11 protein-coding genes are annotated in these 18,573 nt (G+C 69.8%); 10 read left to right on the top strand and 1 reads right to left on the bottom strand.

Translation table 11 applies throughout. From position 1 onward, the window contains the following. The first annotated feature begins 152 nt into the window (after positions 1-152). The 10 genes from ON36_RS00845 (at position 153) to ON36_RS00890 (ending at position 17,916) form a co-directional block, all read left to right on the top strand. Complete coding sequence (locus ON36_RS00845; protein WP_043646487.1) at positions 153-1,229, top strand: alpha/beta hydrolase; 1,077 nt, start codon at positions 153-155, stop codon at positions 1,227-1,229. Between the two features lie 433 nt (positions 1,230-1,662). After that, positions 1,663-2,685: an alpha/beta hydrolase gene (locus ON36_RS00850; RefSeq protein ID WP_052313514.1), complete on the top strand. Its 1,023-nt coding sequence runs from the start codon at positions 1,663-1,665 to the stop codon at positions 2,683-2,685. A gap of 282 nt (positions 2,686-2,967) precedes the next feature. Further along, positions 2,968-4,008, top strand: a complete 1,041-nt coding sequence (locus ON36_RS00855) for an alpha/beta hydrolase (RefSeq protein ID WP_083884823.1) — start codon at positions 2,968-2,970, stop codon at positions 4,006-4,008. A gap of 367 nt (positions 4,009-4,375) precedes the next feature. After that, a complete protein-coding gene (locus ON36_RS00860) occupies positions 4,376-6,151 on the top strand; it encodes an alpha/beta hydrolase-fold protein (protein WP_373281754.1) in 1,776 nt (591 codons plus the stop codon). A 113-nt stretch (positions 6,152-6,264) separates the two neighbouring features. After that, the gene (locus ON36_RS00865; RefSeq protein WP_052313515.1) at positions 6,265-6,777 is read left to right on the top strand and encodes a DUF732 domain-containing protein; all 513 of its coding nucleotides are present in this window, start codon (positions 6,265-6,267) and stop codon (positions 6,775-6,777) included. Beyond that, the gene (locus ON36_RS00870; RefSeq protein ID WP_043646496.1) at positions 6,774-7,748 is read left to right on the top strand and encodes a cutinase family protein; all 975 of its coding nucleotides are present in this window, start codon (positions 6,774-6,776) and stop codon (positions 7,746-7,748) included. The genes ON36_RS00865 and ON36_RS00870 overlap by 4 nt, the downstream gene beginning before the upstream one ends. Positions 7,749-7,932: 184 nt before the next feature. After that, positions 7,933-8,952: an LLM class F420-dependent oxidoreductase gene (locus ON36_RS00875; RefSeq protein ID WP_043646499.1), complete on the top strand. Its 1,020-nt coding sequence runs from the start codon at positions 7,933-7,935 to the stop codon at positions 8,950-8,952. A gap of 211 nt (positions 8,953-9,163) precedes the next feature. Then, positions 9,164-11,080 (top strand): long-chain-fatty-acid--AMP ligase FadD32, encoded by a 1,917-nt coding sequence (fadD32, locus tag ON36_RS00880; RefSeq protein ID WP_043646502.1) that lies wholly within the window; start codon positions 9,164-9,166, stop codon positions 11,078-11,080. Between the two features lie 98 nt (positions 11,081-11,178). Further along, positions 11,179-16,353, top strand: coding sequence for a polyketide synthase Pks13 (gene pks13, locus ON36_RS00885; RefSeq protein ID WP_043646505.1), 5,175 nt, complete (start codon positions 11,179-11,181; stop codon positions 16,351-16,353). A 66-nt stretch (positions 16,354-16,419) separates the two neighbouring features. After that, positions 16,420-17,916 (top strand): acyl-CoA carboxylase subunit beta, encoded by a 1,497-nt coding sequence (locus ON36_RS00890; RefSeq protein ID WP_169334664.1) that lies wholly within the window; start codon positions 16,420-16,422, stop codon positions 17,914-17,916. A 112-nt stretch (positions 17,917-18,028) separates the two neighbouring features. Here the strand turns inward: ON36_RS00890 and ON36_RS00895 are convergent, their stop codons facing one another. Next, entirely contained in the window at positions 18,029-18,526 is a 498-nt protein-coding gene (locus tag ON36_RS00895; RefSeq protein ID WP_043646571.1) for a peptidylprolyl isomerase, read from the bottom strand. Between the last annotated feature and the right edge of the window lie 47 nt (positions 18,527-18,573).

An 18,573-nucleotide genomic window follows, 5' to 3' on the forward strand; every position in this document is an offset into this window, starting at 1 on the left:
CGCCTAATCACTTTTTGGTAACGTCCCGGTATCGATGTCGCGATATGGTCCACAGCAACGTCCCGTCGGCGCACCGGTGCCGGGAGCTCGTCGGCGGTCATTTACGAACAGCGGTCCCGCGCGGGCCGCATGAGGAAAGGCCCGAGAAGAGAATGCGTGGCGGACGTCTGAGAACCAAAACCGTCGGATCGTGGCTCAAACGGTCGGTGATGGTCTCACTGGCAGTGGCACTGCCGCTGGGTGCCTCCGTGGCGGGTCCGATCGCGGCCCCCGCCTCGGCTGCCTTCAACCCCGACGGCTTCGACTTCTGGGTCGACTCCGAGATGGGCCCGATCAAGAACCGGATCTTCCGCGCGGCCGACGGCAACACCGCCCGCGTGGTCTACGCGCTCGACGGTATGCGCGCCCGCGACGACCTCAACGGCTGGGAGATCGACACCGAGGTCGCCCGCTCGCTGACCGCGGCCAACATCAACGTGGTCATGCCGGTCGGCGGCCAGTCCAGCTTCTACGCCGACTGGAACGCACCCTCGAACTTCTTCGGCCTCGACGCGGGCTCGGGCGGCAGCTCGACCGGCTCGGCGGCCACCGGCTCCGCGATGACGGGTTCCTCGATCGCCCCCGCGCAGGTGGCGGGCAAGAAGAACACCTACAAGTGGGAAACCTTCATCACCCGGGACCTGCGCAACGCGCTGAGCAGCCGGCTCGGCTTCAGCCCGAACCGCAACGGCGTGTTCGGCCTGTCCATGGGCGGGTCGGCCGCGCTGACCCTGGCCGCCTACAACCCGGACCAGTTCTCGTTCGCCGGCTCGTTCTCCGGCTACCTGAACATCTCCGCGCCCGGCATGCGTGAGGCCATGCGCGTGGCGATGATCTCCGCGGGCGGCTTCAACATCGACGCGATGGCGCCGCCGTGGGGCCCGCAGTGGCTGCGCATGGACCCGTTCGTGTTCGCGCCGCGCCTGGTCGCCAACAACACCCGCCTGTGGATCTCCGCCGCCAGCGGCATCCCGGGCGCGGGCGACATCTCCAACCCGATGGAGATCGTCCAGGGCGTGCCGCTCGAGGTGCTCGCGATGGCCAACAGCCGCGCGTTCCAGGTGCGCATGCTGACCCTGGGCGGCGGCAACGCCACCTTCGACTTCCCGCTGACCGGCGTGCACAACTGGCGCAACTGGCAGGACGAGGTCAACCGCATGATCCCGGATCTCTCGGCGAATATCGGATAGCGGCTGGCGCCGCGGGGTTTCGGCCTCGTGACCTCGCCGCCGAGGACCGATACTTCGCCTTCGGCGTTACGTATCGGTCCTCGGCGGCGAGGCGGCCGAAACCGTGGTGGTTGCCTTATCGGCTCTCTCCCTGCCCGACGCATTCTGTGTCGGGCGGGGTTTTTTTGTTATGCGGAATTCTCGGGTTGGTCACGGTCGGTGTGTCGGGTGGGGTTCGCGGGGCTCCGGTGGGCAGGATTCAAGCCCCGGAGTTGTGCGCGGGATCACTTTCCAGCAACATGTAGGCATTCGTTGCCGATTGATTCACAGTGAGCATGTGCCGAGGTAGCTTTGTCCGGCTTGTCCGGAACTGAGCCATCCGGTGCCCGATGAGGGGCCAGAGGCGTTTGCCCGGGGTTCGCCTCGGCTGGTCCGTGGAGAAAGGTCGAGTCGAATGCGAACACCGCGCTGGATGCGGCGATGGGCCGCTGGCGTATCTCTTGCTCTGCTGGTTCCCCTGGGGACGGTCGCGGTCGGTGAGCCCGCCACCGCCTCCGCCGCTTTCAACCCCGCCGCGATCGAGATCTTCGTCGATTCCGGAATGGGACCGATCAAGGTTCGAATCCTGCGCGCGCACAACGGCAACACGAATCGGGTGGTCTACGCCCTCGACGGTATGCGCGCACCGGAAACGCTCAGCGGCTGGGAGGTCGACACCGACATTCCCAACGCGATGGCCGCGGCCGACATCAATGTCGTGATTCCGGTCGGCGGAATGTCGAGCTTCTACGCCGACTGGAACGCGCCGAGTTCGTTCTTCGGCGTCCCGGCGGGCTCCACCGGCGCCTCGGGCTCGGGCGCCGCCAACGCCTTCGCGGCGGGCCCGGGCAAGAGCTACCGCTACCAGTGGGAGACCTTCCTGACCCAGGACCTGCCCAACCGCCTCGCCGGGGAGTTCGGCTTCAGCCGCAACCGCAACGGCGTCTTCGGCCTGTCCATGGGCGGCTCGGCGGCCCTGACGCTCGCCGCCTACCACCCGGACCAGTTCTCCTACGCCGGCGCGTTCTCGGGCTACCTGAACATCTCCGCGCCCGGCATGCGCGAGGCCATCCGCCTCGCCATGGTCGACGCGGGCGGCTACAACGTCGACTCCATGGCGCCGCCGTGGGGCCCGCAGTGGCTGCGCATGGACCCGTTCGTGTTCGCGCCCAACCTCGTCGGCAACAACACCCGGCTCTGGGTGGCGGCGGCCTCCGGCCTGCCGACCGATCAGGACCCGCCGAGCATCAACACCGTCAACGGCATGGCGCTGGAGGCCCTCGCCCTCGCCAACACCCGGGCATTCCAGGTCCGCATGGCCACCCTGGGCGCGAGCAACGTGACCTATTCGTTCCCGGCCTACGGCATCCACGCCTGGAACACCTGGGCGGCGGAGGCATTGCGAATGCTTCCCGACTTGTCGGCGAATATCGGCTGAATCTCCGGCGTACGCCCTGTGACCTGCGGCTCGGTGCCACTTCGGCACCGGGCCGCTTTCGTTTTTCCGGCGCCGCATTCGCAGTCCGCACACACCGAACCCGCAGTTCACCGCACATCGAGTTGCGTTGGCCTTGCCTAGAATTCGGCGGTCGAATATCCTCCAGCGAGCGAAAGTGTGACCAGATCGTTGTTTCCTCATCACAACGGCCGGACTGTCGGGATCCGGCCGTGATGTGCTGGGTCGACCGCGTGCCACAACAGCAGAAAGTGAGCGGAATTCATGCGTTTCGGCAAGGCCGTCGCGCCGGGTGCCCATCCGGGCGGGTCTCGGGTAGCGGGCACACCTCGTGGGTGGCGTCATCGAATTCTGGCTGTCGGCGCGGCGGCACTCGCGCTGCCGATCGCCGCGGGCGTGGCGGCCCCGACCGCACTCGCCGCCCCGTCGGTGCAGGCCCCCGCCCTACGCGCCCCCGCGGGCGGCTTCGAGGAGCTCATGGTGCCCTCGAAGATGGGTCCCGTGAAGGTGCAGGTGCAGTGGGCGGCCCGCGGCGGCACCTCCGCGCTCTACCTCCTCGACGGCCTGCGCGCCCGCGACGACAAGAACGCCTGGTCCTTCGAGACCAACGCGCTCCAGCAGTTCGCCAACGACGACGTCACCCTGGTGATGCCGGTCGGCGGCCAGTCCAGCTGGTACGCCGACTGGGTCAGCCCGTCGAACACCAACGGCCAGAAGACCACCTACAAGTGGGAAACCTTCCTGACCGAGGAACTGCCGAACTTCCTTGCCGGATACGGCGTTTCCAAGACCAACAACGCGGTCCTCGGCCTGTCGATGTCGGGCCCGGCCGCGCTGCGTCTCGCCGCGCTGCACCGCGACCAGTTCAAGCACGCCTCCTCGCTCTCGGGCCCGCTGAACTGGGGCGCCCCGGGCATGCGTGAGGCCATCCGCGTCATGATGCTCGACGCGGGCCGCTTCAACGTCGACTCCATGGCCGCGCCGTGGAGCCCGGCCTGGAGCCGCATGGACCCGATGACCTTCGCCCCGCAGCTGCGCGGCCTGCCGCTGTTCATCTCGTCGGCGTCCGGCCTGCCCGGCCAGTTCGACAACCCGAACTCGGCGGTCGGTGTCTACAACACCGCCAACGCCGTCGGCATCGAGGTCATCTCGATGATCTCCACCCGGTCGTTCCAGGGTCGCCTGAACGAGCTGGGCATCCCCGCCGTGTACGACTTCCCGAACGTGGGCACCCACTCCTGGAAGTACTGGGAGGCCGAGCTCTTCAAGGCCCGCCCGCACATCATCGCGGCGCTGGGAGCTTGAGTTCTCTGAGCGCTGGCGCGCTCGAGTCGCGGCCCTGAGGGCCTGACGAAAAGCGGGGCTGGACTTGTGCCTTCGGCACGTTGTCCAGCCCCGCTTTTCGTCGGACCGGCCGCGACCGCCGCTGCGGCGGGGCCTCCTCGAGGTCGGCCTGGTGTGGCGGAGCGTCCTCGCGCGGACGTCTTGTCGGCCGGATTCTCCGGGCACGGCGTCATGTCGACCGGGATTCTCCGTGCCCCGGCGGGTGTGTCTCCCCGGAATCGGTGCTGGTCTGCGGTACAACCGAGCGATGGCAGGTCCGCGCAGGGGGCGGCGAAGGGGGTGCTCGGTGGTGACTCGGCATGTCCGCAGGCCGCGGCGGGTCATCGGGATGGCGGCGCTGAGCGCGGCGATGCTGATGCCGCTCACGGTCGCTCCGCCCGCCGCGACGGCGCAGCCCGGCGGCTCCTACATCGAACGGGTCGACTGGCTCACCGATCGCCGGGTGGCGCTGTGGGTGCACTCGGCGGCGATGAACACCCCCATCCAGGTGCAGATGCTGCTGGCGCGGGACTGGAACCTGAAGCCCGACGCGAAGTTCCCGATGATGCTGATGCTCGACGGGCTGCGCGCGCAGGACGACGAGAACGGCTGGACCAAGGACGCGGGCGCGCAGGGCTTCTACGCCGACAAGAACGTCAACGTGGTGCTGCCGGTCGGCGGCCAGTCCAGCTGGTACACCGACTGGATCGCCCCGGACAACGGCCACAACTACCAGTGGGAGACGTTCCTGACCCAGGAACTGCCCCCGCTGCTCGAACGCGACTGGCGCACGACCCAGGTGCGCGCGGTGACCGGCCTGTCGATGGGCGGCACCGCCGCGATGAACCTGGCGGCTCGCAACCCCGATTTCGTGAAGTACGTGGCCTCCTTCTCGGGCCTGCTGACGACGACGACGCTCGGCATGCCCCAGGCCATCCAGTTCGCCAACCGGGACGCGGGCGGCTTCGACGCGGGCGCCATGTGGGGCCCGCCCGGCAGCCCGGAGTGGGCGGCCCACGACCCGTATCTGCTGGCCGACAAGCTGCGCGGGATCAGCGTCTACGTCTCGTCGGGCAGCGGCCTGGCCGGCACCCACGACCAGCCCGGACCGCTGCCGCTGACCAGCGACAACTGGGCGGGCACCGGACTCGAGATCCTCTCGCGCCTCTCGACGCAGAACTTCGTGGCGAAGCTGGGCAAGCTCAACATCCCGGTGCAGGCCAACTATCGCCCTGCGGGCACCCACACCTGGCCGTACTGGGACTTCGAGATGCGGCAGGCGTGGCCGCAGGCGGCGGGCGCGGTCGGCGTCGACCCGGCGGGCGCGGCCTGCGCGGTGGGCGGGGCGATCGCGCCGGTGGCCCAGGGCTGGATCGGCAACTGCGTGACCCCGGAGTACCCGGCGGGAACCGGGGTGGCGCAGGACTTCGTGAACGGCCGGGTGTTCTACTCCGCCGCGACCGGCGCGCACCCGGTGGCGGGCCGGATCGGCGGCGCCTACGAGGGCGCGGGCGGACCGTCGTCCCCGCTCGGGTTGCCGACCGAGGACGAACGCGGCCTGCCCGACGGGCGCGGCCGGATGCAGAGCTTCGAGGGCGGCGCGGTGTACTGGACCCCGGAGACCGGGGCGCAGCTGGTGCGCGGCGCGCTGCTCGAGGAGTGGGGCAGACAGGGATTCGAGCGCGGCCCGGCGGGCTACCCGGTCTCGGCCGAGGTGCGGACGCCGCAGCGCGAGGGGTTCGTGCAGACCTTCGAGCACGGCCCGATGTTCTACAGCCAGGCCTCCGGCGCGCATCGCGTGCAGGGCTTCATCCTCGACAAGTACCGCGAGCTCGGCTTCGAGAACAGCCCGCTCGGCTTCCCGGTGGCCGAGGAGCAGCCGCTGAAGGATCTCGGCCGCTACAGCCGGTTCGAGGGCGGCAACATCTATTGGAGCCCGCTGTCGGGCGCCTGGGCGGTCCGCAACGGCGCGATCGCCGAGGCGTGGGGCGCGCAGGGCTTCGAGAACGGCAGGCTCGGCTTCCCGGTCAGCGACGAGTTCGCCGTACCCGGCGGGTTCCAGCAGAATTTCCAGACCGGGTTCATCGTGGTGAAAGACGGCAAACCCGAAGTTCACGGGGTGTGAGGACGGACTGAGAACTTCGTGAGCATCGCCGTGCGGCGCCCGGATCGCCGGGTTGTGCCGCTAGCCTGGTCAGCGACCGCGTCCCTGACCAGTTGATCGAGGATAGAGACTTCATGCATCGGATCCCTGCCAAGGTAGCCGGATCGGTTGCGGCGCTGGCCGCCGTCGCCCTGCTGTCCGCCTGTGGTGGCAACGACTCGACCGCGTCCACGACGCCCACGTTGTCGTCGACGGCCGCCGCGTCCTCCGCGAGCGCCGCGCCCAGCTCGTCCGCCGCGCCGCACGGTGACCACACCACCACCGCGGCGCCGGAGACCAGCGCGCCCGAGACCCCGCAGACCGTCCAGCCGCAGCAGACCCCGGCCGCGGTCCCGGTGACCGACAAGGGCAAGGCGTTCCTCGCCGAGCTGGAGAAGCAGGGCATCAAGCCGGGTAGCCCCGACATCGCGATCACCGCCGCGGACTACATCTGCACCAGCCGCGCCACCGGCGCCTCCGACGCCGATATCGCGCCGTTCGTGGCCGCGATGGCGGGTTCGGATCCGTCCTTCGACCAGTCGAAGATGGACGTCGACAAGGCCGCCAAGGCCTACATCGACGCCGCTACGGCGACCTACTGCAAGTGAACGCGCGCCGCGCCGGCCGGCGCCCCGCTGGTTGCCTGACCGTCCTGGCCCTCGGGGCGCTGCTGGTCGCGGTCGTGATCCTGCTCTGGTTCCTGCTCGCCGGGCTGCCCAAGAAGCCGGGGCCGACGCCGCCGGGGCCGACGCCGCCGCAGTCCCAGCCCGCGGACTGCCCCGACGTGCTCGCGGTGTCGATCCCCGGCACCTGGGAGTCGTCGAGCACCGACGACCCCTACAACCCGCACGCGAACCCGATCTCGCTGATGCTCAACGTGTCCGGGCCGCTGCGCAGCCAGTTCGACGAGAGTCGGCTCGAGGTCTACACCGTGCCGTACGTGGCGCAGTTCTCGAACCCCATCGCGTTCCCGCCCGACGGGCAGCAGTCCTACAACAACAGCCGGGCCGAGGGCACCCAGCGCACGATCGACGTGCTCAGCGAGCGGCACGCCCGCTGCCCGTTGACGACCTACGTGCTGATCGGGTTCTCCCAGGGCGCCGTGATCGCGGGCGACGTGGCGTCCCAGATCGGCGCGGGCAAGGGCCCGGTGCCCGCCGACAAGGTGCTCGGCGTCACGACGATCGCCGACGGCCGCCGCACCGGTGACACCGGTCCCGGCCAGCCGACCGAGATCGGCGCGGGCGTTCCCGGTGTCGGCGCCGAGGTGGCGCTCAAGGGCATCAACGTGCCCGGCATCTCGATGACCGGGCCGCGCCCCGGCGGCTTCGGCAGCCTGGCCGACCGGGCGTACACGATCTGCGCGCCCGGCGACCTGATCTGCGACGCGCCGCGCCAGGCGCTGAACCCGGCCAATGTCCTCGGCAGCATCGGCACACTGATCCAGGCGGCGGGCAATCCGGTGCACAGCCTCTACAACACCTACGTGGTGGACGGCAACGGCACGACCGCCACGCAGTGGGCGGTGAACTGGGCCGCGGGGCTGATCGAGCAGGCGCCACGCCCGGCCCATTCCTGACGCTCGCGCGGCCCTCAGTTGTCACAGTCACACCCTGGCGTGATTACCACCGATCACGCCTCGGTGTGACATCCGCACTGTCCTTCGCGGACACGCTGTAAAGTGCGCTGGTGATCGCGCCGCCGTCTCGCCACGCGGGGTGGCGCGTGCCGGAGGAACACCGCACAGCCAGGAGCCTGAATCAATGACACAAGCTGCCGCACCCGTCGGTGAGTCGACCGCTCTGGGTACGCCGCTGCGTCCGTTCCGCTTCGCTGCGGCGGGTGAGGGGAACAAGCAGGAGGGCGGCGCGCGCAAGTTCGTGCAGACCGCCCAGCAGGCCGAGGAATACGGCTACGACACCTTCGTGGTGCCGGACCACCTGGGCGACCAGATCGGCCCGATCGCCGCGCTCGGCGCGCTGACCCAGGCGACCGGCAAGATCCGCCTCGGTACCTCGGTGCTGGCCAACGGCTTCCGCCACCCGGTCGTGCTCGCCAAGGATCTGGCCACCATCGACGTGCTGTCCAAGGGCCGCCTCGAGGTCGGCGTCGGCGCGGGCTGGATCAAGGAGGAGTTCGAGAACGCGGGCATTTCCTACGAGCGGCCCGGCGTGCGCCTGGAGAAGCTCGAGGAGACCCTGACGATCCTCGACACGCTGCTCCGCGGCCAGGAGTGCACCTTCGAGGGCAAGCACTACCAGGTCCGCGGAATCAAGGGCACCCCCCGCCCGCGGCAGGGCCCGCGCCCGCCGCTGTGCACCGGCGGTGGCGGCCCGAAGATGCTCGCGCTGGCGGCGCGCCACGCCGACATCGTCTCGATCGTTCCCCAGACCACCAAGGACGGTAAGGGGCTGCTGTCGGGCATCACGCTCGAGAAGACCCTCGAGAAGGTGAACATCGTCCGCGAGGCGGCAGGCGACCGCTTCGCCGACATCGAGCTGAACTGGGCCATCACCGCCGTCGTCATCACCGACGACCGGGAGAAGACCGCCGAGATGGCGCTGACCGCGATCGAGCGGGGCCTGCACCCCGATCTCGAGGTCGACGTGCAGCTCTCGGTCGAGGACATCCTGAATTCGCCGTACATCGCGATCGGCACCTTCGAGGAGATCGCCGAACAGATCAAGCGTGTGCGCGAACTCACGTCGATGTCGTATGTCGGCATCTTCCCCACCCAGATGGACGCCTTCGCGCCGGTGATTCCGCTGCTGCGGGAGGACTGAGCGGCTGTTCTCTGTAACATGACTCTGGTTTGAAAACATCTAGCCGATAGCGGTCACCGCGCAGACCGCTCGAAAATCCGCAGGTTGTTCCGGGGTGCGCTCGCGGCGCAGTCGGAGCACCGGTGGCGATAGCGAGTCGGGGCCTCACGGGTGTCAGCGCCGTAGCTGTGCGCAGATTCACCGGTCCGCAGGTCTCGGAGGAGAAGAAGGAATGGAAGAGACTTTCGACGACTACCTGGACGAAACCGGGAACATCACAATTCCCGAGGGTCGGACCCTGGTGGATCATGTCGAGAAGCACACGCGTAACGATGCGAACGATCTCGCGTACCGCTACATCGATTACTCGAGGGAACTCGACGGTGAGGTGCACGAGCTCACGTGGCAGCAGTTCGGTGTGCGGCTGCGCGCGGTGGCCGCTCGTCTGCAGCAGGTGACCAACCCGGGCGACCGGGTGGCCATCCTGGCGCCGCAGGGCCTGGACTATGTGATCTCCTTCTTCGCGGCGATCTACGCGGGCACCATCTCGGTGCCCCTGTTCGATCCCGACGAGCCGGGCCACACCGACCGCCTGCACGCCGTGCTCGGCGACTGTGAGCCCTCGGCGATCCTGACCGCGACCTCCTCCGCGGCAGGCGTGCGCCAGTTCTTCCGTTCGCTGCCCGCGGCGCAGCGCCCGCGCATCATCGCTGTCGACGCCATTCCCGACAGCCTCGGTGACAGCTGGGTCCGCCCGGACATCGCGATCGACGACATCGCCTACCTGCAGTACACCTCGGGCTCGACCCGGGTCCCGGCGGGCGTGGAGATCACCCACCGCGCGGTGGGCACCAACCTGCTGCAGATGGTCAAGGCGATCAACCTCGACCACAACTCGCGCGGCGTCACCTGGCTGCCGCTGTTCCACGACATGGGCCTGTTGACGGTGATCCTGCCCGCCGTGGGCGGCAAGTACATCACCATCATGTCGCCGAGCGCGTTCGTGCGCAGGCCGTCGCGCTGGATCAACGAGCTGGCCGCGGTCGCCGACGGCGCGGGCACCTTCGCCGCCGCCCCGAACTTCGCCTTCGAGCACGCCGCCGCGCGCGGTCTGCCCAAGGCGGGCGAGTCGCTCGACCTGTCGAACGTCATCGGCCTGATCAACGGCTCCGAGCCGGTGACCACCTCGTCGATGAAGAAGTTCAACGAGGCGTTCGCGCCGTACGGCCTGCCCAAGACCGCGATCAAGCCCTGCTACGGCATGGCCGAGGCCACCCTGTTCGTCTCGGCGACCAAGGCCGAGGACGAGGCCAAGGTCGTCTACGTCGACCGCGACGAGCTGAACGCGGGCCGCATGGTGCGCGTCGAGCCCGGCACCGAGAACGCCATCGCGCAGGTCTCCTGCGGCTATGTGGCGCTGTCGCAGTGGGCGACCATCATCGACCCCGAGTCGGTGGAGAGCGCCGAGGGCGGTCGCGAGCTGCCCGACGGTCAGGTCGGCGAGATCTGGCTGCACGGCAACAACATGGGCATCGGCTACTGGGGTCGCCCGGACGAGTCGACCAAGACCTTCCGCAACAAGGTCACCGACCGTCTCGCCGAGGGCAGCCACGCCGAGGGCACCCCCCTGGACGCGAACTGGCTGCGCACCGGCGACTACGGCGTCTACTTCGACGGCGAGCTCTACATCACCGGCCGCGTGAAGGACCTCGTCATCGTCGACGGGCGCAACCACTACCCGCAGGACCTGGAGTTCTCCGCGCAGGAGGCGTCCAAGGCGCTGCGGCCCGGTTTCGTCGCGGCCTTCGCGGTGCCCGCCAACCAGCTGCCCGCCGAGGTCTTCGCGGCCGACAGCCACTCCGGCCTGAAGTTCGACGCCGACGACGCGTCCGAGCAGCTGGTCATCGTCGGCGAGCGCGGCCCCGGCGCGGGCAAGGCCGATCCCGGCCCGATCTCCGACGCCGTGCGCGCCGCGATCTCCCAGCGCCACGGTGTCACCGCTCGTGACATCCTGCTGGTGCCCGCGGGGTCCATCCCGCGGACGTCCAGCGGCAAGATCGCCCGGCGTGCCTGCAAGGCCGCCTACCTCGAGGGAACGCTCCGCGGTGGTTACACACAGCAGGCTTTCCCCGATGCACCAGACGAGTAATTGCCGAGTTTTCCCGGCGAGGACGCCCGGCACGGAGCACCGTGCCGGGCGTCATTCGGCGGCGCGCCCGGTACCCAGACAGGTAGCTTGAGGAATTGATGGCTGACAACGAGGGCACGCCCACCCAGAGTCCCGAGCCCGCCAAGGGTTCGAACCCCGACATCTCGGTCCCCGAGCTGCGTGAGTGGCTGCGCAACTGGGTCGCCGACGCGACCGGGCAGCCGGTCGAGCAGATCACCGTGGATCGGCCGATGGAGGAGTTCGGACTGGCCTCCCGGGACGCGCTGGCCCTCGGCGGTGACATCGAGGAACTCACCGGTGTCATGCTCACCGTCACCACGGTCTACCAGCACCCGACCATCGCCTCGCTGTCGGAGCGCATCGTCAACGGCGAGCCGGAGGCGGAGGATTCCGCCGCCGAGGACGACCTCTACACCGCGCGCTACACGCCGGGGGAGGCGCACGACATCGCCGTGGTCGGCCTGTCGACCCGGCTGCCGGGCGCCGGCGACACGCCCGAGTCGACGTGGGAGTTCATCGCCGGTCGCGGCGACGCCATCACCGAGCTGCCGGAGGGCCGCTGGTCGGAGTTCCTGGCCGACCCCGCCGTCGCCGCGGCGGTGGCCGCGGGCAAGACCCGGGGCGGTTACCTCGACGAGGCCGTCGTCAAGGGCTTCGACGCCGACTTCTTCGCGACCTCGCCGCTCGAGGCCGAGCGCATCGATCCGCAGCAGCGGCTGATGATGGAGCTGACCTGGGAGGCGCTCGAGCACGCCCGCATCCCCGCGAGCGAGCTGCGCGGCACCCCGGTCGGCATGTTCGTCGGGTCCTCGACGAGCGACTTCCAGATGATCGCCGCGCTCGCGCTCGGCAACCCCGATCCGAACGTGCCCGCCTCGGCCGAGGCCTACGCGATCATGGGCAGCTCGAACGGCATCATCGCCAACCGCGTTTCCTACTTCTACGACTTCCGCGGCCCCTCGGTGACGGTGGACACCGCGTGCTCGTCCACGCTGGTCGCCGTGCACCAGGCGGTGCGCGCGCTGCGCGAGGGCGACGCCGACCTGGCGCTGGCCGGCGGCGTGAACATGCTGCTGATGCCGATGACGACGCTCGGTTTCGCGCCGGGCACCTCCGAGGACGGCCGGATCAAGGCGTTCGCCCGCGACGCCGACGGCATGGTGCGTTCCGAGGGCGCCGGCCTGGTCGTGCTCAAGCGCCTGGCCGACGCCGAGCGCGACGGCGACCACATCTACGGCGTGATCAAGGGCAGCGCGGTCAACAGCGACGGCCGCTCCAACGGCCTGCTCGCCCCGAACCCCGACGCGCAGGCCGACGTGCTGCGCGCGGCCTACCGTGACGCGGGGATCGCCCCGACCACGGTCGACTACATCGAGGCGCACGGCACCGGCACCCCGATCGGTGACCCGATCGAGGCCGAGGCGCTGGCCCGCGTGGTCGGCCGCGGCCGCGACGCCGACAAGCCGGCGCTGCTCGGCTCGGTCAAGACCAACTTCGGCCACCTGGAGTCCGGCGCGGGCGTGCCGAGCCTGGTGAAGGTGCTGATGGGCTTCCAGCACAACGTGATCCCGCCGACCATCAACTTCTCGGCCCCCAGCCCGTACATCCCGTTCGAGCAGGCCAACCTGAAGGTCGTCGACGAGCCGACCGAGTTCCCCCGCTACAGCGGCGTCGCGACCGTCGGCATCTCCGGCTTCGGTTTCGGCGGCACCAACGCCCACGTCGTGCTCCAGGAGTACGTGCCGACGGCGGCGGTCCCGGCGGTCGAGGACGTCACCCCCGACGAGGTCGCCGCCGCGCGCGACGAGCTCGCCGAGTCCGTGGACAGCGCCGAGACCACCGACGTGGTCGCCGAGGCCGAGGCCATCACCACGGCCGCCGTCGAGGCCACCCCGCCGGTCGAGTGGGACGGCGAGCGCGCCGAGCCGCTGCCGGTCGTCCTCGCGGTGTCGGCCTACCTGCCGTCGCGCCGCAAGCGCGCCGCCGCGGAGCTGGCCGACTGGCTGGAGGGCCCCGGCAAGGAGGTGCCGCTGGCCGACGTGGCCCGCTCGCTCGCCCGGCGCAGCCACCAGCGCTCGCGCGGCGTCGTGCTGGCCAAGACGCACGAGGAGGCCGTCGCGGGCCTGCGCGCGATCGCGGCGGGCAAGCCGGGCGCGGGCGTGTTCACCTCCGATTCGCCCGCGGCCAACGGCCCGGTCTGGGTGCTGTCCGGCTTCGGCTCGCAGCACCGCAAGATGGCCAAGCAGCTCTACGGGGAGAACTCGATCTTCCGCAAGACCGTCGACGAGGTCGACGAGCTCGTGCAGGACGAGGCCGGGTACTCGATCCGCGAGATGTTCCTCGACGACGAGCAGGACTACGACGTCGGCACCTGCCAGGTCGGCATCTTCACCATCCAGCTCGGCCTCGCCGCGCTGCTGCGCGCGCACGGCGCCGAGCCCGCCGCGGTGGTCGGGCACTCGATGGGCGAGGTGGCCGGCTCCTACATCGCGGGCGGCCTGAGCCTCGAGGACGCGGTGCGCGTGATCTGCGCCCGCTCGCGCCTGATGGGCGAGGGCGAGCAGATGATCACCGAGGACGACGTGCGCAACATGGCGCTGGTCGAACTCAGCGCCCACGACGTGGCCGAGTTGCTCTCGCGCTTCCCCGACGTGGAGTGCGCGGTGTACGCGGCGCCGACCAACACCGTCATCGGCGGCCCGCGCGAGCAGGTCGAGCAGATCGTCGCCGAGGTGGAGGGCATGGGCAAGTTCGCCCGCATCCTGCCCACCCGCGGCGCGGGGCACACCTCGCAGATGGATCCGCTGCTCGGCGAGCTGGCCGCCGAGCTGGCGGGCATGGAGCCGAGCAAGCTGACGACCGGCCTGTACTCGACCGTGCACGAGGGCCTGTACTTCAAGCCGGGCTCGGAGCCGATCCACGACCCGGCCTACTGGGTCAAGAACATGCGCGGCGCGGTGTACTTCACCAACGCCGTCAAGGCCGCCGTCGATACCGGCCACACCACCTTCCTGGAGCTGGCGCCGAACTCGGTGGCGCTCATGCAGGTCCTCGGCACCACCTACGCCGCGGGCGTGCACGACGCGCAGCTGATCCCGACGCTCAAGCGCAAGGAGGACGAGTCCGCCGGGGTGATCGGCGCGCTCGCCCAGCTCTACGTCAACGGCCACGCGGTCGACCTGCCCTCGCTGCTGCCCGCCGGCCCGTACGCCGATGTGCCGCGTACCGCGTTCCTGCGCAAGGAGTTCTGGCCCAAGGTCGCCGTCGGCGCCGGTTTCGGCGGTGGCTCCGGCAACGGCAAGCTGCCGGGCGCGCACGTCGCGCTGCCGGACGGCCGCCACGTGTGGGAGGTCGACGCCGCCGCGGTGAGCGACCTGACCGCGCTGGTGAAGTCGGCCGCGGCGCAGGTCCTCTCCGAGGTCGCGGTCGGTGTCACGCACGCGCACGGCACGATCCCGGCCGCGGGCACGCTGACCACCACGCTGACCCCGCACCTGGGCGGCGCCTCGGTGCAGGTGCACGCCAGGGAGGCGGGCGTCTTCCGCGCGCTGTTCGACGCGGTCGTCACCTCCGGTGACCCGCTGCCCGAACCGGTTGTCGCCGAGGTCGTTCCGGCCGCCGCGCCCGAGCCGACCGCCGCCGAGGTCGCCGCCGCGACCGGCGACCGCTGGGACCCCGCGGGCACCCAGACCGTGGAGGAGCGCCTCTCGCTGATCGTGGCCGAGTCCATGGGCTACGCCGTCGAGGACCTCCCGATGGAGATCCCGCTGATGGAGCTGGGTCTGGACTCGCTGATGGCCATGCGCATCAAGAACCGCGTCGAGTACGAGTTCGACATCCCGCAGCTGCAGATCTCGGCCGTCCGCGACGCCAGCCTGCACGAGGTCGCCAAGGTCCTGCGCTACGCCATCGAGCACCGCGACGAGGTGCAGCAGATGGCCGATCAGCAGGCCGCCGCCCGCGCCGCGGGCGAGGACGTCGCCCTCGACGGCAACTTCGCCGAGGCCGCGCGCGCGGCGCTGGCCGCGGGCGCCGACCCGGTGGCCGCGGTGAAGGCCGAGCTCCCCGCCGACCCCGCCGCGCCCGCCGCGACCGTGACGGAAGCCGCGGTCACCGCACCGGTCACCGAGGTCCCGGCCGAGGACAAGGTCGAGATCAGCTACGACGACGACGGCGACAACGTCCCGCCACGTGACGCTCCCGAGCGCCTGGTCTACGGCACCTGGGCGGTCGTCACCGGAACCTCGCCGGGCGGCATCTTCAACACGCTGCCGATCCTCGAGGAGGAGGTCGCCGAGAAGCTGGCCGAGCGCCTGACGCAGCGGGTCGGCGCGGAGATCTCCGTCGACGACGTGCTCGACTCCGAGACCATCGAGGATCTCGCCGACGTCGTGCGCAAGCTGCAGGACTCCGGCGCGGATGTCGACGGCTTCATCCGTCCGCTGCGCCCGCGTCCGGAGGGCTCGAACGCGGTGCCGGTCTTCGTGTTCCACCCCTCGGGCGGCAACACGCTGGTCTACGAGCCGCTGCTCAAGCGCCTGCCCGCCGACACCCCGATGTACGGCTTCGAACGCGTCGAGGGCAACATCGAGGAGCGCGCCAAGCAGTACCTGCCGGAGCTGCGCAAGATCCAGGGCGACGGCCCCTACGTGCTCTACGGCTGGTCGCTCGGCGCGGTGTTCGCGCTGCAGGTCGCGCAGCTGCTGCGCGCCGAGGGCGCCGACGTCCGCTATGTCGGCCTGATCGACCTCGCCATCCCGGTCGAGGGCGAGGACAACAGCCCCGAGGAGCGACTGGCCCGCATCAAGCGCTACCAGCAGTTCGCCAAGCGCACCTACGGCGTCGAGGGCGAACTGCCCGACGAGCAGCTCCAGGAACTGGCCCAGGCCGGCGACGAGGAGCAGTACGAGATCGTCGCCAGCCTGATCAAGCTCACCGGCGCCAAGATCCCCGGCGGCGTGCTCGAGCACCAGCGCACCTCCTGGATCGAGGGCCGCCACCTGGCGAAGACCAGCCCGACCCGCTACGACGGCGATGTCGTGCTGTACCTGGCCGACCGCTACCACGACGGCATGATCGAGCTGGAGCCCCGCTTCGCCGATCGCCGTCCCAACGGTGGCTGGGACGAGTACATTCCCAACCTCGAAGTCGTGCACATCCCCGGCGATCACCTGCAGATCGTCGACGAACCGCGGATCGGCCAGATCGGTGCGGACCTGGCAGCCAAGCTGGCACAGATAGTGAAGGGTTGACCGAAGAAGGGGAGTCGAGTGACTACTACTGCCGAAAAGCTTGCCGACCTGCGTAAGAGATTGGAGATGGCGCAGGAGCCGGCGGGTGAGGCGGGTATCGCCAAGCGGGAGCGCAAGGGTATCCCCAGCGCCCGGGACCGGATCAACATGCTGCTCGACCCGGGCACGTTCGTCGAAGTCGGTGCGCTGGTACGTAGTCCGGTCGACAAGAACGCGCTCTACGGCGACGGCGTGGTGGTCGGGCACGGCTTGGTCGACGGCCGTCCGGTGGCGGTGTACTCGCACGACCAGACCGTGTACGGCGGGTCGGTCGGTGAGGCGTTCGGCCGCAAGGTCGCCGGGATCATGGAGTACGCGGCCAAGGTCGGCTGCCCGGTCGTCGGGATCAACGACTCCGGTGGCGCGCGCGTGCAGGAGGCGGTGAGTTCCCTCGCCTGGTACGCCAACATGGCGTACCGGGTGGAACCGCTGTCGGGCATGGTGCCGCAGGTGTCGATGATCCTCGGCAACTGCGCGGGCGGCGCGGTCTATCACCCGATCAACACCGATGTGGTGGTGGCGACCGAGGGCGCCCACATGTTCGTCACCGGGCCGAAGGTGATCAAGGAGGTCACCGGCGAGGACGTGAGCCTCGAGGAGCTCGGCGGAGCGCAGACCCAGGCCGAGGTGGGCAACATCCACCACATCGCGCCGGACGAGCCGTCGGCCTTCGAATGGGTTCGCAACTACCTGAGCTACCTGCCGAGCAGCTGCCAGGAACTGCCGCCGATCGTGAATCCCGGTCTGGAACCGGAGATCACCGACTCCGACCGCGAACTCGACACCCTGATGCCCGACTCGGACAACGCGGGCTACGACATGCACGACATCCTGCTGCGCATCTTCGACGACGGCGAGTTCCACGAGATCAGCGCGTCCGCGGGACGCAACGTCATCACCGGCTTCGCCCGGGTCGACGGTCGCAGCGTCGGCGTGGTGGCCAATCAGCCGCTGGTGTCGGCGGGCGCGCTGGACGCGCGGGCCGCGGACAAGGCCGCGCAGTTCGTGCGCATCTGCGACGCCTACGAGATCCCGCTGATCTTCGTGGTCGACACCCCCGGCTTCCTGCCGGGCGTCGAGCAGGAGAAGAGCGGTGTCATCAAGCGCGGCGGCCGGTTCCTGTTCGCCTTCGTCGAGGCGACGGTCCCGAAGGTCACCGTGGTGGTGCGCAAGTCGTACGGCGGCGGGTACGCGGTGATGGGCTCCAAGCAGCTCGGCGCCGACATCAACCTGGCCTGGCCGACGGCGCGTATCGCGGTGATGGGCGCGGAGAGCGCGGTCAGCCTGATCGGCGCCCGCCAGATCGCCGCGGCGCCGGAGGACCAGCGCGCGGCCGTGCGCCAGGGCCTGGTCGACTTCTACAACGCCACCATCGCCACCCCGTGGGTCGCCGCCGAACGCGGCTACATCGACGCGGTCATCGAGCCGAAGCACACCCGGCTCGAGCTGCGCAAGGCGCTGAAGCTGCTGCGGGACAAGCAGGTCCAGCGCAACCCGCGCAAGCACCACCTCATCCCGATGTGAGGGGTGTCGGAGCGCGGGCGCGCGAGTCGCGGCCCTGGGGGCCCGACGAAAGATCCCCGATCCTCGCGGCTGCACCGCGGGGGTCGGGGATCTTTTCGTCGGGGTGCGGCCGTCAGGCCACCTTGGCGCTGGTGATCACGACGTCTTCGGTCGGGACGTCCTGGTGCGGGCCGGCCGAGCCGGTGGCGACGCCGGCGATCTTGTCGACGACGTCGGTGCCCTCGGTCACCTTGCCGAACACCGCGTAACCCCAGCCCTGGCCGGACGGCGCCGAGTGGTTGAGGAAGGCGTTGTCGGCGACGTTGATGAAGAACTGCGCGGTGGCCGAGTGCGGGTCGTTGGTGCGGGCCATCGCGACGGTGTACTTGTCGTTCTTGAGGCCGTTGCCCGCCTCGTTCTGGATCGGGGCCTGGGTGGGCTTCTGGCGCAGGCCGGGCTCGAAGCCGCCGCCCTGGACCATGAAACCGGGGATGACGCGGTGGAAGATCGTCCCGTTGTAGTGGCCCGCGTTCACGTAGTTCACGAAGTTGGCGACCGTGTTCGGCGCCTTCTGATCGTCCAACTCCAGCACGATCGGTCCGTGGTTCGTCTCGATATTCACCTTGGTCATGGTCTTCATCTTGGCAGCGCGCCCGCCCCGGGGTCCAGCCGGGGTCG

The sequence above is a fragment of the Nocardia thailandica NBRC 100428 genome (assembly GCF_000308795.1).
GTDB classification, from domain to species: Bacteria; Actinomycetota; Actinomycetes; order Mycobacteriales; family Mycobacteriaceae; genus Nocardia; species Nocardia thailandica.

What these genes read in the sequence shown, in the direction of transcription:
- ON36_RS00845 (WP_043646487.1), top strand. Translation starts at nt 153, where the DNA reads ATGCGTGGCGGACGTCTGAGAACCAAAACCGTCGGATCGTGGCTCAAA.
- ON36_RS00850 (WP_052313514.1), top strand. Translation starts at nt 1,663, where the DNA reads ATGCGAACACCGCGCTGGATGCGGCGATGGGCCGCTGGCGTATCTCTT.
- ON36_RS00855 (WP_083884823.1), top strand. Translation starts at nt 2,968, where the DNA reads ATGCGTTTCGGCAAGGCCGTCGCGCCGGGTGCCCATCCGGGCGGGTCT.
- ON36_RS00860 (WP_373281754.1), top strand. Translation starts at nt 4,376, where the DNA reads ATGGCGGCGCTGAGCGCGGCGATGCTGATGCCGCTCACGGTCGCTCCG.
- ON36_RS00865 (WP_052313515.1), top strand. Translation starts at nt 6,265, where the DNA reads ATGCATCGGATCCCTGCCAAGGTAGCCGGATCGGTTGCGGCGCTGGCC.
- ON36_RS00875 (WP_043646499.1), top strand. Translation starts at nt 7,933, where the DNA reads ATGACACAAGCTGCCGCACCCGTCGGTGAGTCGACCGCTCTGGGTACG.
- fadD32 (WP_043646502.1), top strand. Translation starts at nt 9,164, where the DNA reads ATGGAAGAGACTTTCGACGACTACCTGGACGAAACCGGGAACATCACA.
- pks13 (WP_043646505.1), top strand. Translation starts at nt 11,179, where the DNA reads ATGGCTGACAACGAGGGCACGCCCACCCAGAGTCCCGAGCCCGCCAAG.
- ON36_RS00890 (WP_169334664.1), top strand. Translation starts at nt 16,420, where the DNA reads ATGGCGCAGGAGCCGGCGGGTGAGGCGGGTATCGCCAAGCGGGAGCGC.
- ON36_RS00895 (WP_043646571.1), bottom strand. Translation starts at nt 18,526, where the DNA reads ATGACCAAGGTGAATATCGAGACGAACCACGGACCGATCGTGCTGGAG.